The sequence below is a fragment of the uncultured Kordia sp. genome (genome assembly GCF_947496985.1).
GTDB lineage: Bacteria > Bacteroidota > Bacteroidia > Flavobacteriales > Flavobacteriaceae > Kordia.
The window spans coordinates 187,493-204,942 of sequence record NZ_CANMEZ010000008.1; the positions used below are offsets into that span (position 1 = coordinate 187,493).

A 17,450-nucleotide genomic window follows, 5' to 3' on the forward strand; every position below is an offset into this window, starting at 1 on the left:
CTATCACAAAGAATGATTTTTAAAAGAAAAATGATTTCCCATACATAAGCTTTCGCTTGAATTTTGATATTGAATCTTCTCCTTTGATATCAACACGTTGCACTTGATAGTTATCTTTAAATGGAAATCTATTGACTCTATTTCCAATACGCAAACCATACGCCACTTGATGTTTTACCAATTGATTAAAAAAAGCATCCTGCTCAGGATTTTTCCTTGGATATTTACCATATGGATATGCCAATACATTACTTACATTCAAACGGTTAGAGATGATGAAATTTTTACATTTCTCAAAATCTTCGTCAATTTCTTCAAGAGATAATTCAGGATATTTTTTATGCGCAAACGAATGCAAACCGAGTTCAATAGTTGCTTCATCCATGCTTTTCAACTGTGCAATAGACATGAGTTTTTCCTTTCCTGTATTCCATTCATCTACACCATCAACATACTGAAAAGGGATAAAGAAACTTGCTTTTAAACCATATTTTTGCAATAACGGATACGCCAATTCGAGTTGATTTACATAGACATCATCAAATGTAATCATCACTGTTTTTTTAGGATAATTCTCATCTGTTTTTAATGCTTGTAATTCTGAAAAATGCAAACTAACGTAGCCGTTATCTTTTAAATAGCGAAATTGTGCTTCTAAATTTGCGGTTGAAATTGTTAATCCTTTACTATCAGCAGCATTTTTTGAAACACCGTGATACATTAAAATTGGCAATTTTGGCATGAGTTTTAAGATTGAATCATTAAAAGACTCAAAAATAACAATCTTTATACTCATGTAGACTTTTTCCCGTAAAAAAAGTAATTTCTCAACGCTATAAATTTTCTAAATCTATTTAATTTTAATCGTAAAAAGATCTACTCAATTGGTAAAAACGCAAACATTTTTTCTTCTTTTAGATATGTATTTAAATTTCCACTTCCATAACCATTACAACCTTCAAAAACACCATCTTGATTTAAACTTAGTTTAAATGCGTATCCTTTTTTCAGGTTATCAAAATTAATTTCTCGTAGATTAATCCATATTAAAAAAGGTCCGTATGCAGAACGAAAGAAATATTGTAGCCTTGCTTGATCAGCAAAAGAACTGTATTGTGTTCTACTTAAATCTAAAGCATCAGCCGCTGTTGGCGGTTGTGCTGCATTATTGATCACTGCAGATAATTGTGCCAAAGCATATGTTTTTTTGACATCTGAAAGCAATTCTCTTTTAAAATAAGTTGCACGTATAAATCTACTCAAAGACCAATTTGAACCTGGCAATATCGCTGGAGCACCTTCTTTTTTATATTTTTCATTTAGTTCATCCCAATAAATTAAAGAAGCTACTTGCGTATTAAAGTTAGGATCATTGGTCATTACCGCCATCTGATCCAGATCATAATGTTTAATGTAATGTGGATAATCTTTAAATTTTTTTCCACTCGTATCTACATTTGTAAAAATATGCAAACGTCCGTCAATATATTCAAAAACAGCTGAATTTCCTTTTTTATCACCAACAGACAGATGGCACGTAGCAAGCTTATCTCCACTATCTGGAATCACAGTTGTTTGAATGTAGATATTTTTCATAGCATATATAGCTTCTTTGACAGACCTGCACATATCTAGTATGTACTGAGTCCAAATACTCATGCTTAATGGATACGCATCTTCATGATGTGGCACTGAAGGATATACGGAAGTAGATAACCATAATAAATTTGCGGTGAGTCCTTCAGAGTTCAATCCGTCAGAAGTAGCAATGTCAAAATTAGAAACAATAATACTGCTGTATTTTGATTTCCATCGAAACTCTTGTCCTCTTTTTGTTTTTGCCACTGCCTTTCTTTTGACATTTGCTGGCATTGCCCACAATTGAGGTGTTGGATTTTCTGCCCAATCCATGTTTCTACCAACATAGCTTTCATTCGCTTTTGATTTAAATAGTACGCGTGTACACATAATAATTTGGTTTAATTTGGGGTTAATATTATATTTTCTTTCCTTTCAAAGTTGAAAAAGGCTTCTTTAAATATAATCATTCACATCTTTCACTTTATTTTTAATGTTCTACTTGCATTGAAAAATGTTCTAAACCTCAATTATGCAGTTCTAAAAGCAAAAAAAGCGAACCGAAGTTCGCTTTCTATTAACATTTCTTAATTTTAAGGGTTTGGTGGAGCGATACAATCATTTGGATTTTGTGTATAACAAAACCCAAATAGAGATTCTGTAGGGCAACATGTAGTAATATCGCATTTTGTTTTATAAATTGTTTTCTCCTCAGGTCCTAAACCTCCTCCAGTAATAGATGTACTAAAAGTGCAAATTAATTCTTTGTTTAATTTCAAAGATTTTAAACTCATTTTTTTCATAATAATTAAGGTTTTAAAAATTAATAATAGTTTGAAATTAGACAAAGTCAAAGCGATAAAAAAGAAATCATAGCTACGATTGTCGAATAATCGATTGTAATGAAAGCTTTAAATATTCCGCCGTATTTACACTTTTATATTTTCTACATTCACAAATCGTTAATCAACAATTACACATTGAAATCAGTGTAAAATCATTACTTTTGTCGACGTACAATAATTTTCAAAAGAAAAAGGGATCTTCATTTTTATATGAATACAAAAATTACTGCTTTAGCAATTACATACAATGAGTCAGCTCATATTGAGAAATATATTGAGCAACTTGCCTTTGCTGATGAAATCATCATTGTAGATTCCTTTAGTACTGATAACACAGTAGAACTTGCCAAGAAATATGACATTACTTTAATTCAACGTGAGTTTGATAATTTTTCATCCCAGAAAAACTTTGCTATTGATCAAGCCACACATGATTGGATTGTCTTTTTTGATTTGGATGAGGAAATTCCAAAAGTATTGATTGATGAAATTATTGCCACTGTAAATTCAGAGAATCCCAAGAAAGCGTATCATGTAAAACGTGATTTCCATTTTATGGGAAAACGCATGAAGTATAGTGGTTTTCAAACTGATATTTCAGTTCGTTTGTTTCATAAAAAATATTGTCGTTATAATGGAAAACCTGTGCACGAAACCATTGAAACTACTGAAAAAATTGGCACTTTACAACATGCTTTAGCACATCAAACCTATAAGGATTTTGATAATTACAATCAAAAATTAAGTCATTATAGTCGTTTACAAGCCGAAGCATTATACAAAAAAAATGTGCGGCCAAATGCGTATCATTTTATATTTAGACCTTTGTATCGTTTTTTGCATCAATATTTTTTACGCTTAGGTATTTTGGATGGAAAAGAAGGATTTATTTTATGCTATGTCCATGCGTTTTCGGTATTTAAACGCTATTTACAATTGTGGACGATGTATCGAAAAATTGAATAATTCGCTATGAAAAATGTTTTTTTAGAATCACATAATATTAAAAACCTTCATTTCGGGTTTGGTCAGTTCAATTATCATTTGATAAAAGGATTATACCAAGCTAATATTGATGATTTTAAAATGACGCTTCACGCGAAAAACCTCGGCAAGCTCAAAGACGAATTTGGAAATTATTTTGACTACAAAAAATATCAATCATTTCGTCGGTATCCAATGCTTCGTATTCGTAAAAAGTACGATTTATGGCATTCTTTAAACCAAAATATAAAGATTGAACCCTATCATGATATTCCGTATTTATTAACGGTTCATGATGTAAATTTTATTGAAGAAGAATCAAGTGACATGAATCATGAGCGCAATATTCGTTTTCGCGAAAAGCTTGAACGCAGTAATGCCATTACTTATATCTCAAATTTTGCAAAAGCATCAACACACAAACATTTTAATGTTCCCAATGTTCCTGAATATGTAATTTACAATGGAAATCCGATTCGAGAAGTAACGCTTCCTGAAAATCATGTACCACCACAAGTTTCTAAAAAACCCTTTTTATTTAGTATTGGCGAATTTACACCGCGCAAAAATTTTCATACATTAGTAGAAATGCTGGCATTGTTACCTGATTTCAATTTAGTTCTTTCAGGAAATAACAATACTGCATACGCTAATGGAAAACTTGCAGAAACCATTCAAAAATATAATTTGCAAGATCGTGTTATTATTACAGGAAAAATTGATGATTTAGACAAACAGTATTACTTACAAAACTGTACTGCTTTTGTTTTTCCATCGTTACGTGAAGGTTTTGGAATTCCGCCAATTGAAGCTATGTGTTTTGGAAAACCTGTCTTTTTATCACATAATACTTCATTACCTGAAATTGGTGGTGATCATGCTTTCTTTTGGGAACAGTACGATCCAACATATATGGTAGAAGTGTTTGAAAAAGGCATGCATACTTTTGAAACCAATAAAGAAACCTACGAACAAGCTTACATTAAACGTGCGCAAAGTTTTGACTGGAATGCAACTGCGAAACAATACGAAGAAGTGTATCGAAGTTTGATATAGATCGCTTTGCTTTGAAATTATTAAACTTCTATTTTCTACAATTCATTTTCTTCATTTCCATTGGGTTCAACACAATAACTATTTGTAAAGTACATGATAAAAACTGATAACTCACAATCAAAAATTTAAAGATAATTTTCGGACAACACGCAACCTTTTTTAAAAATATACATCTACCCTATGTATATTAATTAAAACCAATTGCTATGAAAAAAATTATTATTACACTACTATTACTAAGTAGTATTACCGCGTGTACAGTTGAAGATCAATCTGTTGAAATAAACGATCCCAATTCACTAATAGACGATGTTGATTGCGTAATTGACCCTGACAATCCGCCAGCTGTTATAGGAAGTACATGGGCAAGAACGAGTTTTATTATTGCTACTGAATTAGATGGTAATGGCGATGGTATCTTTACGAATGATTTAGATATTGAAACTACTTGTTCTGCTGATTTATTGACTTTTGGAACCAACTTTAAAGCAGGAAATCCTACTTATCATACAGTAAGTATGGAAGTGAATGATGATGGCAATGGAAACCTTTCACAAGGTATTGGTTGTTTAATTGGTGATGGTCTATTTCCAAACTACAGTCAGGAAGGAAATATTGTATCTTTTTGTTACTCTGGAGAATTGGCTTTTACCGCAACACTTTCAGATGATGAGCAAACACTAACATTTAACTTTACATATGAAGAGATGTTCTTTCCAAATAATACTATTTTAAAACAAGATGGAACTGTTGAAACGCTACAGGGCAACGTAACTATAGTGTATACAAGACAATAAAATTAACTCTTTAGGTTAGGAATTTTTTAACGAATGTTGTGGTTTTTATTGAAAATCACAACATTTTTTTTAACCAATTATTGATTGCGCCCAATTTTCAATTCTATACTTTGAAAGGATTTTGTCATCGATTTCCATATAAGGAGAGTTGACAAAGTCTTCTGGGATTTGGATGTTATTTTCATCCACAACTAAAATATTTTGCGGATGGTAAAAGTCATAATTCACAATATCTTTATTCGTCGTAACGAGTTTTTTTCGATGACCTAAGGCTTCAAAGATTCGGAATGACAAACCAACTTGTTCCGTACGTTGAATTTCAACTATAATTTTTGCCTTTTGTATCAACTCAGAAACTTCTGTAATCGATTTTTGTGTTGTAATAATCTCAACATGCTCCGCTGGCATTTTACTTCCATTATATACTTGAATATTATATGTCCATTTATTTTCCTTTAGGTATTTTGCTAAATTTTCAAGTAACGGAAAACGATAATCATTCGTGGAAATATTGAAAAACTGATAGTCAAATTCTTGATGATTGCTTTCTTCAAAAATATAATTTGTCAGTAATTCTAAATTGTATTTCTCAACATCCAATCGATCATAACTATATACTTTATCAAATAATGGAATAATATCAACTTTGCGTGGAAAACGTCGTGTACTATCGTAATAATACGCAATGAATTTATTGGCATGATCTTTTATAAAACCTAACAAATCATCATTCAATACATCTGGGCGAATGATAAAAATTTCATCTTGCTTTCCTAATGCTTTTACAGAAGCTTTGATTCTATCGGTTACGAAAGTCTTCTTTAAATTCTTTCCTAAAATTAATTTTGAAAAAAAATTCTGTGCTTTGTGAAACGTACTTTTATAGTGAAAAGCAGGTTTATCTAGATATAAAATCTCTGCATCAATATGGTTATATTGTTGTAATGCCTTTTGAATATGTGCTGTATAGCCAAATGCAAAAGGTGCTATGATGAGTATTTTTTTGGGTGAATTCAACAGAAATTAAACAATAATTCCCAATCCGTTACAATGCGGATAATTGTATACTTTTTTCCCTGTTGCTTTCGCGATATCAATCACAGCTCTGCGCACTTCAGGGAAACTTTCTGTATCATGAAAAACGGTACATTGACTGTGTTGCGCTGCCCATAAACCACATTCATAGGTTTCTTTATAATTATGAACAATATCTACATGCGAAAAGTTATATTGTTTTGTATCTTCCTTAATCCAATCACGATAATCAGATTTAATCAATTCAATATTTGTAAACTCAGCTAAAGAAGCTTTTGTCTTGTCATAATGATCTCCTTTATGGTCCGTATGTTCGTCTCCGATGAAAATATCGACACCTTTTACTTCTTTAAAATAATTTGAAAATACAACTGAAGAATAGCCAAATTCCACACCAAATTCAATACAAGAATCGCGTCCAATATCAAAGCGATCTAAAATATCTTCAATAATTAACTCCAATCCTTCCCAAGCGGTTACGATTTTTATCATCTTTTCTGGAGTAGTCTTTTTTGCCGGAACATAAGTTTCCATTGGCAATCTTTTGTGTAAAAGGTATTTTTTTAATTTTGAACGAAGTCCCATATTTGTGGTTTGTGTTTGCGCAAAAGTATAAAATTCAACCCAAATTATGTAATTTTGTGCAACAACTACATCTATGAAAGATATTTCTATTGTTATTATTAATTATAATACCGCAAAATACACACTTGAATGTGTAAATTCCGTTGTTCAATTTACAGACAAGACATTGTCATATGAAATTGTGGTAATTGATAATAATTCCAAACTAGAAGATATTGAACATTTGCAAAAAAACTTCCCAAAACACAAAGACATTTCATTACACAGAAGTATTATTAATACTGGTTTTGGTGGTGGAAATATGTTTGGCGCTCAATTCACAAATGGAAAGTATATTTTATTTCTGAATAATGATGCGATGTTGCAAAACGATTGTTTATCAATCTTACATTCATACATGGAAACCAATCCGAAAGTTGGTGTTTCTACTGCGCAAAATTATGACGAACATGATAAACATGTTATTTCTTTTGATCACAACAAAGGCATTCGAAAGTTATTATTAGGAAGAAGTTTCTTGGAGAAAAACTGGTCTAAGCAGTTTCCAAAACGAAAAAAAACATATAGCGAACCCGTTTCTGTAAACTTTGTTAACGGTGCATTTATGTTTTTTAGAAGAGAAGCTTTTGAAAAAGTTGGCGGATTTGACACAAATATTTTTCTCTATTTTGAAGAAATGGACATCTGTTTCCGTATGCGTCAACACGGATATGCAAGTGTATTGGTCCCTGAAGCAAAAATTTTACACTATCAAGGTGTAAGCACAGGTACTTCTAAAGCAATCAGTAAAGAAGGTATGATTTCGCACATGTACGTAATTAAAAAAAATTATTCCTATGCAAAATATCTTTTCATCAGAATATATTATTGTTTAAGTTTTCTCATCAAACCAAAAAAATGGTTTATGTTAGGTTTGGTGTGGAGAGGCGCGCATTTATCTGAATCCTTAAAACAAAAACAGGAAATTCGTTTTTAATCATGACAGAGGAAATTCAAAAAACTTTTGATCAGTTACAATCAGGAAACACCATATTATATCCAACAGATACCGTTTGGGGATTAGGTTGCGATGCGACAAATGCAGCAGCTGTCGCTAAAATTTACGCTTTAAAAAATCGTGAAGAAAGCAAAGCATTAATCTGTTTGGTAAGTGATATTCGTATGTTAGAACTTTATATTGAAAAAATTCCTGATGTTGCGTATGATTTATTAGAAGCTTCCAATAGTCCCACTACAATCATTTATGATAATCCTGTTGATATTGCTAAAAATTTAGTGGCTTCAGACAAAACCTTGGCTATTCGAATTCCTGATGATGAATTTTGTCAAAAACTCATTCGTAAATTTAAACGTCCAATTGTATCTACTTCTGCAAATATTAGTGGGCAGCCTACGCCAAAAAGCTACAAAGAAATAAGTGCTGAGATTTTAAAAGGTGTGGACTATGTTGTAAATTTGCAAAACGAAAAAAAAATCTCTAAACCATCGACAATTATACAATTGCGGTCCAATGGAGAAATTAAAGTAATTAGAGCGTAAATTTGTTGCTCGTTGTTGGTTCTTAGTTGTTTGAACTTTATAAACTTCTATACTAAAAACTCATACACTAAAAAAACGCTCCTAGTAGTAAGATTAATGAATTACAAAGAAGCATTACAACTCGATATTTTTTCTACAATTTCAAAAGCAGCTACCGAATTACAGCTTGAAACGTATGTGATTGGTGGATTTGTACGCGATTTCCTTTTGAAACGTGGCGATGCTAAAGATATTGATGTCGTTGCAGTTGGTAGCGGAATTGAACTTGCAAAAAAAGTAGCTTCGCTCCTACCTGGAAACTCGAAAGTACAAGTGTTTAAAAATTATGGCACTGCCATGATTAAAACAAAAGAAATTGAAGTAGAATTTGTAGGCGCCCGAAAGGAAAGCTACGAACGTGGCAGTCGTAATCCTGCGGTGGAAGATGGCACACTTCAAGATGATCAAAATCGTCGTGATTTTTCTATTAATGCAATGGCGTTAAGTTTAAATGAAAATACTTTTGGTGATTTATTAGATCCGTTTAACGGTTTACAAGACTTAGAAGATAAGCGAATTGTAACGCCGCTTGATCCTGATATTACCTATTCTGATGATCCGTTACGTATGATGCGCGCTATCCGATTTGCAACACAATTGAATTTCAGAATTGATCCTGTTTCGTTGGAAGCTATTACTAGAAATTCTAATCGAATTGAAATTATTTCAAAAGAACGCATTGTTGTAGAATTGAATAAAACTTTATCAAGTGCAACGCCTTCCATCGGTCTTAAATTATTAGAAAAAACAAATCTTTTAGGACATATATTACCAGAATTAGTAGCCTTAAAAGGAATTGATGAAAAAGAAGGGCAAACACATAAAGATAACTTCTACCATACATTAGAAGTTGTTGATAATATATCTGAACATACGGATGATGTTTGGTTGCGTTGGGCAGCTTTATTACACGATATAGGAAAAGCACCCACAAAACGCTTTCATAAAAAGAATGGTTGGACATTTCATGGACATGAATTTGTAGGCGGAAAAATGGTTTTTAAACTTTTTAAACGTTTACGCATGCCATTGAATGAAAAAATGAAATTTGTTCAAAAAATGGTGATGATGAGTTCTCGTCCTATAGTATTATCTCAAGATGGTGTTACGGATTCGGCTGTTCGTCGTTTGGTATTTGATGCTGGTGATCATGTTGAAGATTTAATGACTTTATGTGAAGCAGATATTACTACAAAGAATCCTAAAAAGTTTGCTAAGTATCATAACAACTTTAAAATAGTTCGTCAAAAAATTGTTGAAGTTGAAGAACGTGATCATGTACGTAATTTTCAACCGCCAGTTTCAGGTGAAGAAATCATAAAAGCATTCAATTTAAAACCTTCTCGAGAAATCGGAATCATTAAACATGCTATTAAAGAAGCAATTCTGGAAGGTGAAATTCCAAATGAACACACTGCTGCATATGAATTTATGCTTGCCAAAGGAAAATCATTAGGTTTAGAAGTACATGTATCAAAGTAAGTATACATACTTCATCAAACCGAACTAAATATATAGATTGATGAAAAAATATTTTCATAAGATTGCTAAAATTACACTTATACTGGTATATCTTGTAATTATTGCTGGAGCTGTTGTACGTATGACAGGAAGTGGAATGGGTTGCCCTGATTGGCCAAAATGTTTCGGATATTATATTCCTCCCACAGAACAATCACAATTAGAATGGAAAGCCAATCATTTTTATGAAGATGGAATGGTGATTATTGTAGATGAAGCTTTACAAGTTGCCAAAACAGATTTTACAACTACAACTAGTTTTGACAGTGTAAATTGGGAACCATACACTAAACATGATTATGCAATTTTTAATGCATCTCATACATGGGTAGAATATATCAATCGATTGTTTGGTGCTTTAGCCGGACTTGCCACGTTGGTATTACTTATTGGTTCGTTTTGGTATTGGAAAGAAAGGAAAATTATTACGTTCTTATCTTTCTTTACAGTATTGGGAATGGGATTTCAAGCTTGGTTGGGAAAAACAGTAGTAGATTCAAACTTAGCGCCTTTTAAAATCACCATTCATATGGTTATGGCATTGGTTATTGTTGCCGTGCTGTTATATATTGTACATGTGACTTCGAGTAAAATTAAATCGCATAAAAAAGATAGTCTTTTTACCAAATTATTATATGTTTCACTGGTATTAACGTTGATTCAAACAGTATTAGGAACACAAGTTCGACAGTTTGTAGATGAGCAAATTCATACACTTGGAGAAACGAGTAAAGACTTATGGCTTGCCAGTCCTGAACTAGATTTTTACATTCATAGAACATTTTCTATTATTGTATTATTAGTAAATGTAGCTTTGTTTTACAGATTTAAAAAATTACAATTAGGTTTCAAAAAAGTAAATTGGGTTATGATTTTATTAGCCTTAGAAATCATTTCTGGAATTTCAATGTATTACTTTGATTTTCCTTTTGGAACACAAACGATACATATAGTAATTGCCACGATTTTATTCGGAATTCAATTTTATCTTATCTTAGAAGCAAATAAAGCGTTAAACAACGCAGAAAGTTTGTAGATTTGCAATCCAAATTTTTAAAAGGTCATGATTTATAGATTCAGAGTTATATTAGATGCTACAGAAGATGTGTTCCGAGATATTGAAATTCAGGAAGATGCAACTTTTGAAGACTTCAATAATGCCATTACACAAGCGTTTGGATTTGATGGAATGGAAATGGCGTCTTTTTACGTAAGTGATGATGAATGGAATCAAGGAGAAGAAATTTCTCAGTTTGACATGAGTGAAGGTCAAGATTCTATTCGATTGATGAATGAAACTACGTTAGATGGTGTACTTTCAGAAGATCAAACACGTTTGATTTATGTATACGATTTTTTAAATATGTGGACATTTTTGGTAGAACTTGCTGAAATTGCTGCACCTGTTACTGGTGAATCTTATCCGAATTTGTTATTCTCTCACGGAATTTTACCTGATAGTGCACCAGATAAACAATTTGAAGCCGAACAAGATCCTTACGGATTGGAAGGTGACGATGAAGATTTAGACATCAATGATTATGATAGTCTAAATTTTGATGAAAATTGGAACTAGTTTCAACTACATTCGACTACCCTTTTTTTGACAAGTTTCGTGATTTTTTTGACAAACTTTGCTACCCTTTCAACAAACTTGGCGAATTCATTTAAATGTACTCAACTGCTATTTGCGAGTAAAATAGTACATTTCAAAGGTCTCTTAATCGCTATTTATAAATCACGATTGGCATAATTTCTTTCTTATTTTTTATTCATATAGGTTTGAATCATTAATTAATCACTTAAAACTTATTTTTATGAAAAAAAGAAATTTAAAATCGTTAAACCTTAACAAAAAATCTGTTTCTAACTTACAAGGAAGATTCGTAAATGGAGGTGGTACTAGCATAATTATGACTCTTAACTCAATACTTGACGGACCTGGATGTGATTCTAATGCTGGATGTACAGGAGGACCTAATGAAACGTTAACTTGCCCATTAGATTCGTGTGCATGTACTGGACCATTAACTGGTTGTACGGGAAATAAATAGAAAATTTACAAAGTGAGCTCTAACAATCAATTTATTAGTTTCATTCTCGAAATTTATAAATCACGATGGACATATTTTTTTTCTTCGTTTTAATTCATATAGGTTTGAATCAATAATTAATCAGTAAACCTTATCATTATGAAAAAAAGAAATTTAAAATCATTGAAATTAAACAAGAGTTCTGTGTCTAACCTTCAAGAAGGTTCAGTTAATGGAGGAAGAAGTATTCCTACTATTATGACAATTATTTCTATTATTGATGGACCTGGTTGTAATTCTGAAGCTGGATGTACAGGAGGAACTGATCAAACAATGACCTGTCCTTTATGGTCGTGTCACGGTTGCACTGGAGACAAGTAAAATAATTAAGCGAACTTCGGTTCGCTTTTTTTAGATCTTAATCTTCCTAAAATCATTTGTGTATAAGATTCTTATTTTATTGTGAATAAAACGAGTGAAGGCAAGTCATTTTTTAACTTTTTTTCTAGTACTTTTGCCAAACAGCAACATATTTCTGGAACTGCTTATAGTTTAGTTCTGGAAAAATTTATTCTCAGAAAATAATATACAATACCCTATAATGATTAATTTATACAGTGCACAAATAGATTCTTTATCTATTCACAAAGTAGGAAATAAAAGTAGAAACGAAAATGTGTTTCTTTCGGCAGAACCGTATCAATTAACGGATGAAATAATGCCATTGATTAAAGAATATTTCTTCAAGTCATTCCGTGAGAAAGAAGAAAATTATTTTCAATTTACCAATGAAGTTGATATTGAGTTTAATCCTTTATACGCAATTGTAAGTTCTATATTTGACGACTCATCTTCGATTCATGAAAATTCAAAAAAAATCGCTTCTTTATTATTTGAACAATCACAACATCCGCATATTAAAAGTGGGGAAGTATATGTTGGTTACTTTGAAAATACAGTAATTGATAATGAAAAAGTAGATGCGATCGGAATTTTCAAATCTGAGATTAAGCATGATTTCCTTCAATTTGAAGAAAAAGACAGCAACTTAGATATATTGTTACAACAAGGAGTTTCTTTAAACAAACTCGATAAAGGTTGTATCATTTTCAATGTAAAAAAGGAAGAAGGTTACAAAATTTTGTCTGTTGATAGTAATAAGTATGATACTAAATATTGGTTAGATCATTTCTTAGGTGTGGATGCGTTTGCTGACGAGAACTTTTACACTAAAAAATATTTAAAATTCTGTCAAAACTTTGCTAAAGATGTAGTTTTCCCTGCGGAAGATAAAAAGGAAGAAGTAATGTTTATGAACAGAGCTGTGAATCACTTTGCAAAAAACGATACGTTTGAAGAGACTGAGTTTTTAAATGATGTCATTGAAAACCCAGATTTGATTCCGGAGTTTAAACATTACAAAGTGGAGAAAGGTCCAAAATATAGTATAGAAGATGTTTCGGAGTTTCCAATTGCAAACAAAGCAGTTTCTTCTGCACGTAAAAGCATCAAAAACACCATTAGTTTAGATACGAATATTCAAATTAAAATGGACTTTATCAACCCTGAATCTGCAGAAAAGTTTGTAGAAAAAGGTTGGGACGAAGAAAAACAAATGTATTATTACTTAGTTTATTTTAACAAAGAACAAAAAGCATAAATAAAAAAAGACCTTACTAAAAAACTAGTAAGGTCTTTTTTATTTTACATCAACAGTTTCCTATTCTCACATTGGAATTTCTTTAATTTATGAAAAGCTTTCTTCCTATTTTGTAACAATTTTCAAATTGAGTCGTCAATTATATACAATCAATCAAAAAACTATATCATATTGAAAACTATTCTAACACTGCAAAACCTAAGTAAAAAATTTGGTTTAATACAAGCAGTACAAGACTTATCATTTACCATAGAAAAAGGGAATGTATACGGTATTTTAGGACCTAATGGAAGTGGGAAATCCACAACTTTAGGAATGGTCTTAAATGTTGTTAACAAAACTTCAGGAAGTTTCCATTGGTTTGATGGAAATGTTGCCGTGCATGATGCTTTGAAAAAAGTAGGTGCTATTATTGAACGACCAAATTTTTATCCATACATGTCAGCTTCTGACAATTTGAAATTGGTTTGTAAAATTAAAAATGTTTCTACAGGCAAAATTGACGAAAAACTAGAACTCGTTGGGCTTTTAGAGCGAAAACACAGCCCATTTAGAACTTTTTCATTAGGAATGAAACAACGCTTAGCAATTGCTTCTGCCTTGTTAAATGATCCTGAAATTTTAATTTTAGATGAACCAACGAATGGATTAGATCCACAAGGAATTCATCAAATTAGAGAGATTATTAAAAAAATTGCCTCACAAGGAACTACTATTTTATTAGCTTCTCACCTATTGGATGAAGTTGAAAAAGTATGTTCGCATGTGGTTATTTTAAGAAAAGGAAAGAAAATATATTCGGGACGCGTAGATGAAATGGTAGCGAGTCAAGGATTTTTTGAATTAAAAACGGATCAGGAAGATCAACTGTTATCGTATTTACAAAAACATACATCTTTTGGAAAAATTAAAAGACTAGATGGATTGATTACCGCTTTTTTAACTGAACCATTAAGTGCTGCCGATTTTAACCAGCAAATGTTTAAAGAAGGTATTATCTTATCACACTTAGTGCAACGAAAAGAAAGCTTGGAAGAACAATTCTTAATCCTTACCGAAAATCAATCTAACTAATTTCATTCATCATCGACTATGTTACGTTTACTACAAATAGAATTTCAAAAACTCTGGCTCAATAGAACCAGCAAAATATTATTATTAATATCCTTTATATTTCCACTATCCATTTTAATTCTTTCTTCTATAAAGATTAACTTTTTTGGATATTTTACACTTGACTTATCAGAAACTAAAATTTTTGAGTTCCCATACATCTGGCATGTAACCACTTTTTTCATAGCAGGATTTAAATTTTTCTTTGCGATCGTGGTAGTTTCCATGATGGGGAATGAATACAGTAACCGAACCTTAAAACAGAATTTAATTGATGGTTTGAGTAAAAAAGAAGTCATTCTTTCTAAATTTTACTTCATTTTAGCTTATTCAGTAGTCATTACGCTTGTCGTATTTTTGATTACACTTAGTATTGGAGTCCTCAATACACCTTCACAAGATTTATATTTAGACACTATATTTAGTGGTTCTGAATTTATCTTAGCATACTTCGTAAAACTACTGACCTTCTTTAGTTTATGTTTATTTGTAGGTGTTTTAATTAAGCGATCAGCTTTTGCTTTAGGTTTCTTATTTATATGTTTTATTTTAGAATTAATCTTATACGGATTGTTCCGATTTGAATGGTACAATTATGAAATTTCAAATGAGGTAATGCAGTTTTTCCCATTCACATCTATGTGGAATTTAATTGACGAACCTGCTACCCGAATTGTATCATTACACAACCCTTCTGATATGGTGGTAACTGACTATCCTGTATACTGGTATGAGTTCTTAATTGCAGGCACTTGGATTTTCATTTACATCTTTGCATCATACAAATTATTAAAAAGAAGAGATTTATAACAAAATAGTATACCAAACCAATAGATTTTACATGAAGAGCGGAGAAATTCGCTCTTTTTTTGGTTTGTAATTTAGTATCTTTGCCAACTGATGAGTATTGAAAATTGCTATGAAATACCTCGCTATAAATGCTTTTATGATTTCCCTTTTTCTAAAATCAAAAAGCTTTTTTTATAAGAACTGTTATTTCAAACACACATTACTCACAAAAGATTAATCCTCAATATCATAAAATAATAACACTGAAAACGAGTTATTACTTAGGCATTGAGCATTTTACATGCACAGAAAACAACGATTACAAATGAGAAAATTTTTACTATTCGTTTTTATAGTAGTACCCACATTAATTTTTGCACAAGGAGAAGCGGCTAATTGGTATTTTGGTCAAAATGCAGGATTACAATTCGATCCTAATACCGGCACTGTTTCAGCAGTTACCAATGGTAGTTTAGACACTTTAGAAGGTTGTGCTTCTATTTCAGATTCAGACGGAGAATTATTATTTTATACTGATGGAATTACTGTTTGGAATAGAAATCACACTATCATGACAAATGGTACTGGTTTGAATGGTGATAGCTCTAGTACTTCTTCGGCGATTATTGTGCCAAAACCACAAGATGCAAATATCTATTACATTTTTACAGTAGATGAACCACATCATAATGATGGTGGAGTTAATAATGGACTAAATTACTCTGTTGTAGACATGACAGATGGAATTGGTTTTGTTGATGGTGCGCAAAAAAATGTTCCATTAATAACATATGATACTACAGATGCTCAAGAAACACGCTTTAAGTGTTCTGAAAAAATATCTGCCGTAAAAAGTGCAGATTGTGATTCTTTTTGGGTTATCACTCACTTTATCAATAATTTTTATTCTTTTAGAGTTGACGCTGTAGGAGTCAATACAACTCCGGTTGTAAGTAATACTCCGACAACTATTCCAATTTCTGGATACAGAAGAAACGCTTTAGGATACTTAAAAGCATCTCCCCTTGGTGATAAATTAGCAGCAGCTCATTTAGGACTTACCAATACAGAAGGTGGAAATGGTCCTGGAAAAGTAATGCTATATGATTTTGATAACAGTACTGGAATTGTAAGTAATGAAATTGAATTATATGATGGAGATTCTCCTTATGGAGTAGAATTCTCCCCTGAAGCTACAAAACTATATGCTACTGTCGGACTTGGAGACTCTGGAACAGGTAACAGTTTATTACTTCAGTACGATTTACTCGCTGCTGATATTCCAGCTTCTCAATTTACTGTAGATAATTCTTCTACTTATTCTGCTGGTGCGATTCAAGTTGGAATTGATGGAAGAATATACAGAGCTTTGCTAGATTTTAATAATGTTGCGACATCTGGTCAGTTTTTAGGAATTATAGAAAACCCTGAAGCTGCTGGACCTACTGTCATATACAATGAAAATGGAATCTTAGTAGATATCACAAATACCAATACTAACCTTTCAAGAATTGGCCTTCCTCCGTTTATCCAATCATTATTTGCAACGCCAATTGACATTATTCGTAACGGAGTTTCTACTACAGATTTAGTATTATGCACAACACAAAACTATACCCTTACAGCAGACAATATCCCTGGCGCAACATATACATGGACGTTTGAAGGAAACCCTTTAGCTGAAACTACGTTCCAGTTAAACCTTACAAATGTTACACTAGCTGATGCTGGTTTATATGAAGTTACTATTGATCAAAATAATGGAGAATGCCCACTAGAAGGACAAGCAACTCTGACTATATTCACAACTCCTACAGCTAACGTCATTGATGATCAACTCATTTGTGATGATGACAATGATGGTTTTTCGGTGTTG

Annotated in this window: 19 protein-coding genes; 14 read left to right on the forward strand and 5 right to left on the reverse strand. The window is 31.8% G+C overall.

Translation table 11 applies throughout. The features are described from left to right. Window positions 1-19: 19 nt before the first annotated feature. From Q0828_RS18870 to Q0828_RS18880, 3 genes are all read right to left on the reverse strand, one after another. A complete protein-coding gene (locus Q0828_RS18870) occupies window positions 20-796 on the reverse strand; it encodes a polysaccharide deacetylase family protein (RefSeq protein ID WP_298424919.1) in 777 nt (258 codons plus the stop codon). Window positions 797-876: 80 nt separating this feature from the next. After that, window positions 877-1,968 (reverse strand): linear amide C-N hydrolase, encoded by a 1,092-nt coding sequence (locus Q0828_RS18875; protein ID WP_298424922.1) that lies wholly within the window; start codon window positions 1,966-1,968, stop codon window positions 877-879. Between the two features lie 203 nt (window positions 1,969-2,171). Next, window positions 2,172-2,381 carry a hypothetical protein gene (locus tag Q0828_RS18880; protein ID WP_298424924.1) on the reverse strand — a complete coding sequence of 70 codons (210 nt, stop codon included), beginning with the start codon at window positions 2,379-2,381 and terminating at the stop codon, window positions 2,172-2,174. 252 nt (window positions 2,382-2,633) lie between these two features. On the opposite strand from Q0828_RS18880, the gene Q0828_RS18885 reads away from it, so the two are divergent. The 3 genes from Q0828_RS18885 (at window position 2,634) to Q0828_RS18895 (ending at window position 5,260) form a co-directional block, all read left to right on the forward strand. Next, the gene (locus tag Q0828_RS18885) at window positions 2,634-3,389 is read left to right on the forward strand and encodes a glycosyltransferase family 2 protein (RefSeq protein ID WP_298424927.1); all 756 of its coding nucleotides are present in this window, start codon (window positions 2,634-2,636) and stop codon (window positions 3,387-3,389) included. Window positions 3,390-3,395: 6 nt separating this feature from the next. Next, window positions 3,396-4,463 carry a glycosyltransferase family 1 protein gene (locus Q0828_RS18890; protein WP_298424929.1) on the forward strand — a complete coding sequence of 356 codons (1,068 nt, stop codon included), beginning with the start codon at window positions 3,396-3,398 and terminating at the stop codon, window positions 4,461-4,463. 206 nt (window positions 4,464-4,669) lie between these two features. After that, window positions 4,670-5,260, forward strand: coding sequence for a hypothetical protein (locus Q0828_RS18895; RefSeq protein WP_298424932.1), 591 nt, complete (start codon window positions 4,670-4,672; stop codon window positions 5,258-5,260). Window positions 5,261-5,329: 69 nt separating this feature from the next. On the opposite strand, the gene Q0828_RS18900 is transcribed toward Q0828_RS18895, so the two are convergent. Further along, on the reverse strand, window positions 5,330-6,277 hold the full coding sequence (locus Q0828_RS18900) for a hypothetical protein (RefSeq protein ID WP_298424934.1): 948 nt from the start codon (window positions 6,275-6,277) through the stop codon (window positions 5,330-5,332). Window positions 6,278-6,283: 6 nt separating this feature from the next. Continuing rightward, window positions 6,284-6,880, reverse strand: a complete 597-nt coding sequence (locus tag Q0828_RS18905) for a class I SAM-dependent methyltransferase (protein ID WP_298424937.1) — start codon at window positions 6,878-6,880, stop codon at window positions 6,284-6,286. Window positions 6,881-6,953: 73 nt separating this feature from the next. Between Q0828_RS18905 and Q0828_RS18910 the strand changes: the two genes are divergently transcribed. From Q0828_RS18910 to Q0828_RS18960, 11 genes are all read left to right on the forward strand, one after another. Next, a complete protein-coding gene (locus tag Q0828_RS18910; protein WP_298424940.1) occupies window positions 6,954-7,856 on the forward strand; it encodes a glycosyltransferase family 2 protein in 903 nt (300 codons plus the stop codon). 2 nt (window positions 7,857-7,858) lie between these two features. Then, entirely contained in the window at window positions 7,859-8,419 is a 561-nt protein-coding gene (locus Q0828_RS18915) for an L-threonylcarbamoyladenylate synthase (RefSeq protein WP_298424944.1), read from the forward strand. A gap of 96 nt (window positions 8,420-8,515) precedes the next feature. After that, a complete protein-coding gene (locus Q0828_RS18920) occupies window positions 8,516-9,940 on the forward strand; it encodes an HD domain-containing protein (protein ID WP_298424947.1) in 1,425 nt (474 codons plus the stop codon). 40 nt (window positions 9,941-9,980) lie between these two features. Then, a complete protein-coding gene (locus tag Q0828_RS18925; protein ID WP_298424950.1) occupies window positions 9,981-11,015 on the forward strand; it encodes a COX15/CtaA family protein in 1,035 nt (344 codons plus the stop codon). A gap of 27 nt (window positions 11,016-11,042) precedes the next feature. Further along, entirely contained in the window at window positions 11,043-11,555 is a 513-nt protein-coding gene (locus Q0828_RS18930; RefSeq protein WP_298424955.1) for a hypothetical protein, read from the forward strand. A 241-nt stretch (window positions 11,556-11,796) separates the two neighbouring features. Then, window positions 11,797-12,033, forward strand: a complete 237-nt coding sequence (locus tag Q0828_RS18935) for a hypothetical protein (RefSeq protein ID WP_298424958.1) — start codon at window positions 11,797-11,799, stop codon at window positions 12,031-12,033. Window positions 12,034-12,171: 138 nt separating this feature from the next. Beyond that, window positions 12,172-12,393 (forward strand): hypothetical protein, encoded by a 222-nt coding sequence (locus Q0828_RS18940; protein ID WP_298424963.1) that lies wholly within the window; start codon window positions 12,172-12,174, stop codon window positions 12,391-12,393. A gap of 220 nt (window positions 12,394-12,613) precedes the next feature. Then, on the forward strand, window positions 12,614-13,672 hold the full coding sequence (locus Q0828_RS18945; RefSeq protein WP_298424966.1) for a nucleoid-associated protein: 1,059 nt from the start codon (window positions 12,614-12,616) through the stop codon (window positions 13,670-13,672). A gap of 171 nt (window positions 13,673-13,843) precedes the next feature. Beyond that, window positions 13,844-14,746, forward strand: coding sequence for an ATP-binding cassette domain-containing protein (locus tag Q0828_RS18950; RefSeq protein WP_298424968.1), 903 nt, complete (start codon window positions 13,844-13,846; stop codon window positions 14,744-14,746). Window positions 14,747-14,764: 18 nt separating this feature from the next. Then, complete coding sequence (locus tag Q0828_RS18955) at window positions 14,765-15,595, forward strand: ABC transporter permease (protein ID WP_298424971.1); 831 nt, start codon at window positions 14,765-14,767, stop codon at window positions 15,593-15,595. Between the two features lie 304 nt (window positions 15,596-15,899). Beyond that, a partial coding sequence (locus Q0828_RS18960; RefSeq protein WP_298424974.1) for an immunoglobulin domain-containing protein occupies window positions 15,900-17,450 on the forward strand: 1,551 nt, incomplete at its 3' end.